The organism is Achromobacter sp. B7 (genome assembly GCF_003600685.1).
Classification (GTDB): Bacteria; Pseudomonadota; Gammaproteobacteria; order Burkholderiales; family Burkholderiaceae_B; genus Achromobacter; species Achromobacter spanius_B.
In genome coordinates, this window is sequence record NZ_CP032084.1 from 3,522,767 (window position 1) to 3,534,275 (window position 11,509).

Here is an 11,509-nt window from a genome sequence, read left to right on the forward strand (position 1 = left end):
GTCATGGCCGATACCCAAAGGCGCGCGGGCCGGGTTCGCGCAGCGGCGCAACCACTTCCACGAACTCTTCCAGCACCTGCCGCGTGGTGGCCGGGTCGATGATGTCTTCCACGACGAAAGCTTCGGCGCTGCGAAACGGAGAGGTCAGGCCGCGCACGCGCGCTTCAATTTCACGCATCTTGGCCTGGGGGTCGGCGGCGGCTTCGATCTCGGCCTTGTAGGCCACTTCCAGGCCGCCTTCGACCGGCAACGATCCCCATTGGGCAGACGGCCACGCATAGCGGAAATTGAAGCGGCCCGCGCTTTGGTGGCCGCCGCCCGCCACGCCAAAGGCCTTGCGCACAATGATCGAGCACCAGGGCACGGTGGACTGCGCCACCGCCGTCAGCGCGCGCACGCCGTAGCGCATGGCGCCGGCCTTCTCGGCGTTCAGGCCGATCTGAAAGCCGGGCACATCCACCAGGTTCACGACCGGCAAGTGAAACGTTTCGGCCAGGTCGAGCAAGCGCGTGAACTTCTCGGCGGCCGGGCCGTCCCAGCCGCCGCCGTAGTGATAGGGGTCACTGGCAAACACCGCCACCGGCCAGCCGTCGATGCGCGCCAGCCCCGTGATGACCGCCCTGCCCCAGCGCCTGCCGATCTCCATGAACGAGCCTTCGTCCATCAAGGCCGACACGATGGGTCGCATCTTGTAGACGGCACGCGGGTCGGCGGGGATGGCCTTGCGCAGCCAATCCTGGTCAGCCGACGCGACGGCGGTGCCGGTCTCGCGGGGCGGCAATTCATGCACCGAACGCGGCAGATAAGAAAGGAAGCGCCGCGCCATGGCAAAGGCGTCGGCTTCCGAATCAGCTTCGTCGTCCACCACGCCGTTGCGGGTATGGATGTCGCTGCCGCCCAGTTCATTCTTGTCCAGCGTCTGGCCGATGCGCGCCACGACCGGCGGGCCGGCGATGAACAGCTGCGAGGTCTCGCGCACCATGATGGCGTAATGGCTGGCAGCCACGCGCGCGGCGCCCAGGCCCGCCACCGACCCCAGGGCCAGCGACACCACGGGCACGGTGGCCAGGTTCTGTGCCATCAACGGCCACATGCGCAGCTTGGGCAGCAAGGTGTGGCCCTTGATTTCGATATTGCGCACCGACCCGCCGCCGCCCGTGCCATCCACCAGCCGCAATAGCGGCAGCCTCAGGTCATGCGCCATGCGTTCGGCCTCGACCAGCTTATCGCCCACCGCGCCGTCGTTGGCGCCGCCACGCACCGTGAAGTCGTCGGCCGCCACCACCACCGGCCGGCCGTCGACCTTGGCGCGGCCGATCAGCAAGTTCGACGGCGTCAGATCCGTCAAGCGACCTTCGGCATCGTATTCCCCGCTGCCCGCCAGCGCGCCCACCTCGCGAAACGATCCCACATCGACCATGTGCGCAATGCGTTCGCGCACCGGCAGCTTGCCGCCCTCTCGATGCCGGCGCACCTTGGCCTCGCCCCCCATGCGCTGCGCCAGTTCTTTGCGCAGCGCCAGTTCTTGCAGTTCTTTGTCCCAGGACACGTGTGCTCCTCCCTGCCCGTTGCCGATGCGGCGGTTGCCGCCCGGTCAATCGATCTTGATGTTGGCGCGCTTGATCAGCGCTTCGTTTTGCGTAAGTTCTTCGGCGATCTTCTGGCGGAAAGCCTGTGGTGATTGCGTCAGCGGATTGCCCTGCGCCGCCAGCCGTGCGCGCACCTCGGGGTCCTGGGTTACCGCTGCGATTTCCCGATTGAGCCGGTCCACCACCGTCTGCGGCGTGCCCGCGGGCGCAAAGATGCCGACCCAGAACGAGATGTCGAACCCGGGATAGCCCAGCTCGGACACGGCGGGCACGTCCGGCAGGTCGTGCCAGCGGTCGGCGGACGACACCGCTAGCGCACGCAACTTGCCCGACTTGATAAGCGGTACGCCGGACAAGGTGTCAAAGCCGAAGTCGACCTCTTTGGACAGCAGCCCGGCTTCCATCGGCGCGGCGCCCCGGTACGGCACGTGCAGCATCTGCACGTTGGACATGGCGGCAAGCTGCGCGCCCGCCAGATGCATCAGGTTGCCGTTGCCGGCCGAGCCATAGCTGACCGTATTGGGATTGCGCTTGGCCAGCGCCACCAGCGATTTGACGTCGGTCACACCCGCCACACGGGGGTTCTCGGCGTTGATGGTCAGGATGAAGGGCACCGACATCACCGTGGTGACCGGGGCAAAATCCTTCAAGGGGTCGTATTGCAGATCCTTGTAGAGCAAGGGATTGACGGTGATCGAACTGGAATTGCTGACCAGGATGGTGTAGCCGTCCGCCTTGGCCTGCGCGACGGCGCGTGCCGCAATCATGCCGTTGGCGCCCGTCTTGTTGTCCACGACGAAGGTCTGCTTCATCCGCGCGGACAGCGCCTCGCCGACGATGCGCGCCACCGTGTCGATAGTGCTGCCGGGGCTGAAGCCCACCACGAACTTCACCGGTGCACTGGGGTAGTCGGCAGCGCTTGCCGCAAGGGGCGCTGCCGTCGACAACACGAACACGCTTGCTGCCAGCCATTTTGAAACTGTCATGATGTGTCTCCTCCGTGGTTGCCTGAACCCGTGCCTTGCGCTGCATCGGCGCGCGGCTCCGGGCCGTTGCTGTGCCTGGCTATGTGCCTGGCGTTGTGATTACTGCGCGGCGACGGCGCCGGACGCCTTGACCGCGCGGCCCCACTTGTCCTGCTCGCTGGACATGAACGCGGCGAACGCCTGCGGGGTGCTGTTGACCACTTCGCCGCCCAGGCTCTCGATGCGCGCCTGCATCGCGGGCGTGGCCACGATCTTGGACACGTCCTCGTAGATGCGTTGCGCCTGCGCCGGTGGCAGCGATGCGGGGGCCAGCAGCCCGAACCACGTTGCGGCCTCGAAGCCGGGCATGCCGGCTTCGGCAAAGGTCGGCACATTGCGCAGCGCCTGCACGCGCGTGCCGTTGGCCACGGCCAGCGCGCGCAGCTTGCCGGATTCAATCAAGGGCAGCGCCGACGTAATCGTGGCCAGCATCATCTGCACCTGGCCGCCCGCCAGGTCCGTGAAGGCCGGCGCGTCACCCCGATAAGGCACGTGCGTGATGCTGGACTGCGTGGCGATCTTGAACAGCTCACCGCTAAGGTGCTGCGCGGTGCCGTTGCCCGGAGACGCAAAGTTGACCGAGCCGCTGTTCTGCTTCAGGTAGGCCAAAAATTCCTGCAATGTCTTGGCCGGGATGGCGGGGTTGACCACCAGCACCAGCGGCACCTTGGTGACCAGCGTGATGGGGGCAAAGTCTTTGACCGGGTCGTAGTTCAGCTTGCTGTACAGATGGCCGCTGATCGTGTGGGCAGACGTGGTCATGAACAGCGTGTAGCCATCGCCCGGCGCCCGCGCCACCGAACTGGCGCCGATGGTGGTGCCGGCGCCCGCGCGGTTTTCAACGATGACGGACTGGCCCCACGACTGCGTCAGCTTTTCAGCGACGGCGCGCGCCACCACATCGGTGGCGCCGCCGGCCGGATACGGCACGATCATCGACACGGGTTTTGAAGGGTAGGAATCGGCCTGCGCCGTTCCCGCGAACAGCGCCGTGGCACATGCCAGCGCGCACAAGACATTGCGGTGCATCGAGTTGTCTCCTCTTGTCTTTGAATGACGGTTTGTTTATTCTTACCGTTCCTGTAGACAGAACGCCTATTCTATTTTATATTTTTTCGACCAGCGACTGTCAACGAATAAATGCATACCGGCCGCCATCGGACGCGCCGGAAAATCCCATCAAGAGAGGAACATCACGTCATGTCCGAATCATCGGAAACCCTTAAATCCATGCTGATCGGCGGTGAATGGATCGCCCGGCAAGAGGCGGCATTCGCGTCCACCAACCCGGCCACGGGCGCGCAGAACTACTTGGTCAGCGCCGCGTCGGACGCGCAGGTTGACCAGGCCGTGGATACCGCCTGGAAGGCAGTGCGCCAGGCTGCCTGGCGCGACATGCTGCCGCACCAGCGCGCCGCGATCCTGCGCCGCATCGCCGATGGCATCGAACAGCATTCGGAACTGCTGGCACGCTTGCAGATGATTGAAAACGGCAAGGTCTGGGCGGAATGCAAGACGCAGGTCGCCAGCGCGGCGGCCACCTTCCGCTATTACGCGGGCGTGTGCGAAACGCTGGGCGCGGAAGTCACGCCGGCGCGCGGCAACTACCTGTCCATGACGCATTACGAGCCGTATGGCGTGGTCGTGGCGATCACGCCGTGGAACTCGCCGCTGACGATGGAAGCGCAGAAGGTGGCGCCCGCGCTGGCCGCCGGCAACGCCGTGATCCTCAAGCCGTCGGAGGTGACCTCGTCGCCCGCCCTGGCGCTGGGCCGCATCGCGCTGGAAGCCGGCTTGCCGCCTGGCATCCTCAACGTGGTCACCGGCCTGGGCGCCACCGTGGGCCGTCGCCTGGTGGAACATCCGGGCGTGCGCATGGTGTCGTTCACCGGAGGCACCGCCAGCGGTCGGGCCATCGCCCATGCCGCCGCTGAAAAGCTAATGCCCGTGGCACTGGAACTGGGTGGCAAGTCCCCGCACATCGTGTTTGACGACGCGGACCAGGACGCGGCGATAGACGGCGTGATCGGCGGCATTTTTGAAGGCAGCGGGCAATCCTGCGTTGCCGGATCGCGGCTGTACGTGCAGCGCGGTATCGCAGAAGCGTTTATCGAAAAACTTGTGGCGCGTGCCGCACGGCTCAATGTCAACCTGCCCGACGCCACCGGCGCCCAGATGGGCCCGATCGCGTCCTTTGGCCATCGCGACAAGATTGAAGGCATGGTGGAATCCGCCAAGCGCGACGGCGCGCAAGTGTTGCTGGGCGCGCAGCGGCCCGACGACGACGCGCTGCAAGCGGGCGCGTTCTACCGGCCCACCATCCTGGGCGGGCTGTCTCGCGATGCCCACGTGGTGCGCGAAGAAATCTTCGGCCCGGTCCTGTGCGCGCTGACCTTCGAGGACGAAGACGATTTGATCGACCAGGCCAACGACAGCGTCTACGGCCTCGCATCCGGCGTATGGACGGCGGACTACCGGCGCGCGTGGCGCGTGGCCAGGCGCCTGGAAGCCGGCAGCGTGTGGATCAACACGTATAAGCAATTGTCGATATCCACGCCGTTCGGCGGCTTCAAGCAAAGCGGCATCGGTCGCGAAAAAGGCGTCAGCGGGCTGCGTCTGTACCAACAATCCAAGGGCATCTACTTCGGCATGTAGGCCGCAGGAGCCTGTACGCATTCTTTCCAGGGCCGCGACGACGGCCCCCCTTCTTCGGAGACTATCCACATGTCTGAATTTCAACGAGCCGGCTTCATCGGTCTGGGCGTCATGGGCGAACCCATCTGCCGCAACCTGGCCACCAAGGGCGGCCTGCCCGTGCTGGGCTGCGACACCGCCGCGGCACCCTTGCAGCGTCTGGCCCCGCATGGCGTCCAGACCGCGACGGCCCAGCAGATCATGCGCGACTGCGACGTGGTGTTCCTGTCGCTGCCGTCCGGCGAAGTCGTGGCGCAGCTGGCGCGCGCCGCCGATGGTTTGCTGGCCAATACACGCAGCGGCCAGTTGATCGTGGACCTGAGCACGTCGCCCGTTGATGTGACGCGCGAGCTGGCCGGTGAATTTGCCGCCAAGGGCGCAACGTTCATCGACGCCCCCGTTGCCCGCACCCGCGCCGCGGCCGAGGCCGGCACGCTGTCCGTGATGATCGGCGGCGAGACCGCGACGTTTGAGCGGGTCAAGCCGCTGGTGTCCACCTTCGCCAACGAAATCACCTATTGCGGCCCGGTCGGCAGCGGCCAGGTGGTGAAGATCCTGAACAATATGGTGCTGTTCGAAACCGTGGTGGCGTTGTCGGAAGCACGCGCAATTGCGCGGCGTTCCGGCGTGGATCCGCAGGTATTGCTGGAAACTTTCACGCGCGGTTCGGCGGATAGCTTCGCGTTGCGCAACCACGGCTTAAAGGCTATTCTGCCCGGTGAATTTCCCGAAAAAGCCTTCCCCGTGGACTATGCCCGCAAAGACCTGCGCTACGCGCTGGCGTTGGCGGAACAAACCGGCGTACAAGCGCTGGGCGCCCGCAACGTTGAACACTGGTTCAGCGCCGCGTTGGCCCAGGGCCATGGCAACCGCTATTTCCCGGTCATCAGCCGGGTGATCGATCCGGAGTCGGGAACCCATGCCTAATCATCCCTACCATTCCAATGAGTCGCACCCCTACTCAGGACAATTCCACTGACGGCGTCGCCGCCGTCGAACGCGCCCTGACCATCGTCGGGGCCGTTGCGCAACGCACCGAGCCCATCACGCTTGCCGACCTTTCCCGGGCCACGGGGTTCTACAAAAGCACCTTGTTGCGGCTGATTGCCTCGCTAGAAAAAGTGGCGCTGGTGGTGCGCCGCGCCGACGGCCGCTATTCCCTGGGGCCTTACGCGCATCACCTGGGGCGCGCGTACGAAGCCACCTACCGCCTGACCGAAACCATCCTGCCGCTGCTGCAAGCCCTGGTCGATAAGGGCACCGAAAGCGCGTCGTTCCACGTCTACCACGATGCCAATTCACGCGCCTGCGTGCTGCGCGTGGATTCGCACCATTCCACGCTGGACCGTATTCGTGTCGGCGACCTGCTGCCGCTGGACAAGGGAGCGGCGGGCAGGCTGCTGACCGCGTATCTGGTCGACGGCAAGTCCCCCGCCGAAGTCGGCCTGATGCTGACGTCCATGGGCGAACGCGACCCGAACTGCGCGGCGGTGGCCAGCCCGGTATTCGGCCCCGACGGCGACATCTGCGGGGCGATTTCCTTGTCTGGCCCTAAAGAACGTTATTCGCCCGCGGCCGTCAAGAAAATGGCCAAGCTGGTGCAGGAAGCGGCGGCCGACGCCACGCGCGCCCTGGGCGGACGCTGGCCGTCCGCGAAGTAAGGTGACGAACGGTCGCGACCAGACTCGATTGACAGCGTGCCCGGCAACACCAGAACATACGCCGATCCATCGGAACGCGTAGCAAGGACCTTTAGGCATGGCTGAATCTTCCATCGACCTCGACACCGCCGCCTTGGCGCGCGCGTGCCAAGACCGGTACACGGCGCTGCGGCAGGATGCACCGCTGGTGCAGTGCCTGACCAATTTCGTGTCCATGAACATCGCGGCCAATGTGCTGCTGGCAATCGGCGCATCGCCCGCCATGGTGCACGCCACCGAAGAAGCGCCGGAGTTTGCGCGCATGGCCGGGGCGGTGGTCATCAATATCGGCACGCTGTCCGCGCCCTGGTTGGAAAGCATGCTGTTGACAGCAGCGTCGGCGCGGCAGGCCGGCGTGCCGTGGGTGCTGGACCCGGTGGCGCACCACGCCACCGCTTTCCGGCGCGACGCCGTGCGGCAATTGCTAGCCTTGCAACCGACTATCGTGCGCGGCAACGCGTCGGAAATCATTGCGTTGGCGGGCGGCCACAGCGCCGGCAAGGGCGTGGATGCGCGCGACGCCGTGGCGCAGGCAGAACAATCGGCACGCGCCATTGCTGCTGCCCATGGCACCGTGGTGGCCGTGACGGGCGAAACCGATTACGTCACCGATGGCCAGCGTTCAGTGCACATCACGGGCGGCTCGCCGCTGATGCCGCGCGTCACGGCCACGGGCTGCGCGTTGACGGCAGTGGTGGGCGCTTTTGCCGCCGTGTCCAAAGACGACCCGTACATCGCGGCCGTTGCCGCCCTGTCCTGCTTTGCCATCGCAGGCGAACGCGCGGGCGCGCTGGCGGAAGGCCCGGGCTCATTCGCGTGGCGCTTCCTGGATGCGCTGGCGGCGCTGGAACCCGACAGCCTGACAAGAGCATCACCGCTGCGTTAGGACGCCGCTTACCCGGCTTGCACACCCCGGCTTGCATACCCCGGCGGGCACACCCCGCTTGCATACCCCGGCTTGCATACCCCGGCTTGCATACCCGGCATCATCCGTGTCACGCCCAGGTCACACACCATCCTCACACTCGGATTCCTTCATGACACGGAGGAATGACGGTGAAGCCCCACGTACGAAAACTATTCGCGGTATCGGCCAGCGTTGCGCTCTTGGCGGGCCTGACCGCCTGCGGCGGCGACGACGATGATGATGATGACACCGGCGTAGTCACCCCGCCCGTCGCCAGCGTGCCGCAAGGCGCCGCGCTGGACGTGGCGATCCTGGCCACCACCGACCTGCACGCCAATGTGCTGGGCTACGACTACTACAAGCTGGCCGAAGACAAGAGCTATGGCGTGGACCGCAGCGCGACGCTGATCGCCAACGCACGCAAGCAGCACGCCAACACGCTGCTGTTCGACAACGGCGACACCATCCAGGGCACCGCGCTGTCCGACTACCAGGCGCTGGTAGCGCCGGTGCAGTGCTCGGACATGATCGCCATCTACAAGCAGATGAACCTGCTGGCCTACGACGCGGGCACGATGGGCAATCACGAATTCAACTACGGCCTGCCTTATCTGTCGCAGATCACGAATGTGGACTTCGGCTTGGCCGGCATTGGCAAAGGCACGGACAAGACCAATCCCACCGGCGCCAAGAACTGCGCCGCGCCGGCCTTCCCCTTCGTGTCGGCCAACGTGGTGTCGGCCGCCAGCAAGCAACCCATCTTCAAGCCCTGGGTGTTGCTGGACAAGACTTTCAAGGCGACGGACGCGGGTGGCAAGACGATAGATGTGCCGTTCAAGGTGGGCGTGATCGGGTTTGCCCCGCCGCCGATCTTGCAATGGGACAAGGCCAATCTGGAAGGCCACGTGCAGGTCACGGGCTGGAAGGAAACCGCGCAGCGCTACGTGCCCGAGATGAAGGCGGCGGGCGCGGACATCATCGTGGCGCTGGCGCACGGCGGCATCGACATGAAGACAGCGTACGACCCGGCAATGGAGAACGGCGCCGGGTACCTGAGCCAGGTGCCGGGCATCGACGCGCTGATCACGGGCCACCAGCACTTGCTGTTTCCGGACACCAGCGCCACGTCCCCGTTCGTCGGGCAGCCGGGCGTGGACCCGGTGCGTGGCCTGGTCAACGGCGTGCCGGCCGTGCAGGCGGGCCAGTGGGGCAACAACCTGGGCCAGATCACGTTGAAGCTGTCGTACGACAAGGGCTGGCGCGTGCAGCAGGACGCGACCACGGTGCAGCGCATTTCCACGCGCCTGACCGCGCAAAGCGGCTCGACGCCGGCCACCTACGTGGCGCCGGACACCGCCGTGCAGCAGTTGGTGCAAGGCGAGCATGCCGCCACCATCGACTACGTGAAGACGCCAATCGGCCAAAGCCAGTTCGACATGGCAACCTACTACGCGCTGACGGGCGACGTGTCGGCGCTGCAAATCGTGAACATGGCGCAGATCGATTACCTGAAGGACTATATCGCCAAGAACAATCCGGCTTACGGCGCCCTGCCCATCCTGTCGGCCGCCGCGCCGTTCAAGGGCGGGCGCAACGGGCCGGGCGACTTCACGTTCGTCAAACAAGGCAACGTGGCCATCAACAACGCGGCCGACCTGTACCTGTACCCGAATACCTTGCAGGTGGTGCGCGTCACGGGCGATACGGTCCGCCAGTGGCTGGAGAAGACGGCCGAACAGTTCAAGCAGATCGACCCCGCCCAGGTCGCACCGCAAGACCTGGTCGACACGACCTTCCCCACGTTCAATTTCGATGTGCTCTATGCCCCGGGCAATGCGCTGAAGTACGAAATCGATGTCAGCCGGCCCAAGGGTACGCGTATCTCGAACCTGACCTACCAAGGTGCGCCGCTGGATCTGGCCGCGCAGTTCCTGGTGGTCACCAACAACTACCGCGCCAGCGGTGGCGGTGACTTTCCTGGCCTGGCGGGCGGCAAGGGCGACATCGTGCTGCAAGCCCCGGACGCCAGCCGCGACGTGCTGATCAGCTTTATCAAGAAGAACCCGACGCTGGACCTGGCCACCTACGGCCTGGACCGCAGCTGGCGCTTCAAGCCGCTAAGCGGGCTGGCCGGCCCCGTGGTGTTCTGGTCGGTGCCCGGCACCTTGCCGATGGCGGCGGCGCACGGCGTGACCAATGTCAGCGTGTATGACGCCACCCCGGACGCTACGACGCAGTTGTCGCGCTATGCGGTGGATCTGACCCAGTAGGCCGCGTAGACATGTGGATGACAGCCAGGGGTGCTTACAATACGGCTGTTGCGTTGCAACATTCCTTGAATCACCCCTAGCCATCCCCATGTCTCACCCTGCTTCCTTGCAGCACCGCCCCGCGCTGGTGCTGCTTGCCCTTGCTGTGGGCAGCTTCGCCATCGGAACCACCGAGTTCGCCACGATGAGCCTGCTGCCCTATTTTTCCCAATCCCTAGGAATCGACGCCCCCACCGCCGGCCACGTCATCAGCGCCTATGCGCTGGGCGTGGTGGTTGGCGCGCCGATCCTGGCCGTGCTGGGCGCCAGAATGCCGCGCCGCCGCCTGCTGATTGCGTTGATGGGCTTGTTTGCCGTTGGCAACGGCCTGAGCGCGATTGCGCCGGATTATCACTGGATGCTGTTTTTCCGCTTTCTTAGCGGGCTGCCGCATGGTGCGTACTTTGGCATTGCGTCGCTGGTGGCCAGTTCGCTGGTGCCGGCCAATCGCCGCACCATGGCCGTCGGGCGCGTGTTCCTGGGGCTGACGGTGGCCACCATCGTCGGCGTACCGCTGGCCAACTGGCTGGGTCAGGTGATCGGGTGGCGCTGGAGCTTCGGGCTGGTGTCGCTGCTGGCGGTGCTAACGATGATCAGCGTGGCCATCTACGCGCCGGATACGCCCGCCGACCACAAGGCCAGCCCGCTGCGCGAGCTGAGCGCACTGGGCCGAGGTCAGGTCTGGATCACGCTGGCGATCGGCGCGGTGGGCTTTGGTGGCCTGTTCTCCATCTACACCTACCTGGCCGACACGCTGACCGCCGTGACGCAGGTAGCGCCCACCACCGTGCCCTTTGTGCTCAGCGCGTTCGGCGTGGGGCTGACGGTGGGCAACATGGTGGTGCCGGTGTTTGCCGACCGCGCCGTGATGCGCACCGCCGGGCTGCTGCTGGTGTGGTCGGCCGTGGTGCTGGCGCTATTTCCGTTGATGGCGCACAACGTCTGGCTGATCACGCTGAACGTGTTCCTGGTGGGCGTGGGCGGCGCGCTGGGCACCGTGTTGCAGACGCGCCTGATGGACGTGGCGGGCGATGCCCAGGGCCTGGCCGCCGCGCTGAACCATTCCGCCTTCAATACCGCCAATGCGCTAGGGCCTTTCCTGGGCGGCCTGGCCATCGCGGCGGGCTACGGCTGGACGTCGACGGGTTGGGTGGGCAGTTTGCTGGCCATCGGCAGCATGCCCTTGTGGCTGTGGGCGGTGATGCTGGAACGCCGCCATCGCGCCAGGCGGCAGGCCGGGCTTACCGCCAGCGCCGAATCAGCGTAGGGGTTGTGGCGCGCCGCA

Annotated in this window: 9 protein-coding genes; 6 read left to right on the plus strand and 3 right to left on the minus strand. The window is 65.7% G+C overall.

The annotated features are described in order from the left end of the window. Position 1 precedes the first annotated feature (1 nt). The 3 genes from DVB37_RS15760 to DVB37_RS15770 all read right to left on the minus strand — a co-directional run bounded on the left by DVB37_RS15760 (position 2) and on the right by DVB37_RS15770 (position 3,643). Positions 2-1,549: an acyl-CoA carboxylase subunit beta gene (locus DVB37_RS15760; RefSeq protein WP_120156142.1), complete on the minus strand. Its 1,548-nt coding sequence runs from the start codon at positions 1,547-1,549 to the stop codon at positions 2-4. A gap of 45 nt (positions 1,550-1,594) precedes the next feature. Then, positions 1,595-2,575 carry a tripartite tricarboxylate transporter substrate binding protein gene (locus DVB37_RS15765; RefSeq protein ID WP_120156143.1) on the minus strand — a complete coding sequence of 327 codons (981 nt, stop codon included), beginning with the start codon at positions 2,573-2,575 and terminating at the stop codon, positions 1,595-1,597. 99 nt (positions 2,576-2,674) lie between these two features. Then, positions 2,675-3,643: a tripartite tricarboxylate transporter substrate binding protein gene (locus DVB37_RS15770; protein WP_046805761.1), complete on the minus strand. Its 969-nt coding sequence runs from the start codon at positions 3,641-3,643 to the stop codon at positions 2,675-2,677. Positions 3,644-3,814: 171 nt separating this feature from the next. Between DVB37_RS15770 and DVB37_RS15775 the strand changes: the two genes are divergently transcribed. From DVB37_RS15775 to DVB37_RS15800, 6 genes are all read left to right on the plus strand, one after another. Continuing rightward, complete coding sequence (locus DVB37_RS15775; protein WP_120156144.1) at positions 3,815-5,269, plus strand: aldehyde dehydrogenase; 1,455 nt, start codon at positions 3,815-3,817, stop codon at positions 5,267-5,269. A gap of 69 nt (positions 5,270-5,338) precedes the next feature. Beyond that, entirely contained in the window at positions 5,339-6,235 is an 897-nt protein-coding gene (locus tag DVB37_RS15780; RefSeq protein WP_120156145.1) for an NAD(P)-dependent oxidoreductase, read from the plus strand. A gap of 17 nt (positions 6,236-6,252) precedes the next feature. Then, positions 6,253-6,969 carry an IclR family transcriptional regulator gene (locus DVB37_RS15785; RefSeq protein ID WP_046805764.1) on the plus strand — a complete coding sequence of 239 codons (717 nt, stop codon included), beginning with the start codon at positions 6,253-6,255 and terminating at the stop codon, positions 6,967-6,969. Between the two features lie 97 nt (positions 6,970-7,066). Then, positions 7,067-7,894 (plus strand): hydroxyethylthiazole kinase, encoded by an 828-nt coding sequence (gene thiM, locus DVB37_RS15790; protein WP_120156146.1) that lies wholly within the window; start codon positions 7,067-7,069, stop codon positions 7,892-7,894. A 164-nt stretch (positions 7,895-8,058) separates the two neighbouring features. Further along, a complete protein-coding gene (locus DVB37_RS15795) occupies positions 8,059-10,185 on the plus strand; it encodes a 5'-nucleotidase C-terminal domain-containing protein (RefSeq protein ID WP_120156147.1) in 2,127 nt (708 codons plus the stop codon). Between the two features lie 88 nt (positions 10,186-10,273). Then, complete coding sequence (locus DVB37_RS15800) at positions 10,274-11,491, plus strand: MFS transporter (RefSeq protein ID WP_046805766.1); 1,218 nt, start codon at positions 10,274-10,276, stop codon at positions 11,489-11,491. Positions 11,492-11,509: the final 18 nt, after the last annotated feature.

What these genes read in the sequence shown, in the direction of transcription:
- DVB37_RS15765 (WP_120156143.1), bottom strand. Translation starts at nt 2,575, where the DNA reads ATGACAGTTTCAAAATGGCTGGCAGCAAGCGTGTTCGTGTTGTCGACG.
- thiM (WP_120156146.1), top strand. Translation starts at nt 7,067, where the DNA reads ATGGCTGAATCTTCCATCGACCTCGACACCGCCGCCTTGGCGCGCGCG.
- DVB37_RS15775 (WP_120156144.1), top strand. Translation starts at nt 3,815, where the DNA reads ATGTCCGAATCATCGGAAACCCTTAAATCCATGCTGATCGGCGGTGAA.
- DVB37_RS15795 (WP_120156147.1), top strand. Translation starts at nt 8,059, where the DNA reads ATGACGGTGAAGCCCCACGTACGAAAACTATTCGCGGTATCGGCCAGC.
- DVB37_RS15770 (WP_046805761.1), bottom strand. Translation starts at nt 3,643, where the DNA reads ATGCACCGCAATGTCTTGTGCGCGCTGGCATGTGCCACGGCGCTGTTC.
- DVB37_RS15785 (WP_046805764.1), top strand. Translation starts at nt 6,253, where the DNA reads ATGAGTCGCACCCCTACTCAGGACAATTCCACTGACGGCGTCGCCGCC.
- DVB37_RS15800 (WP_046805766.1), top strand. Translation starts at nt 10,274, where the DNA reads ATGTCTCACCCTGCTTCCTTGCAGCACCGCCCCGCGCTGGTGCTGCTT.
- DVB37_RS15780 (WP_120156145.1), top strand. Translation starts at nt 5,339, where the DNA reads ATGTCTGAATTTCAACGAGCCGGCTTCATCGGTCTGGGCGTCATGGGC.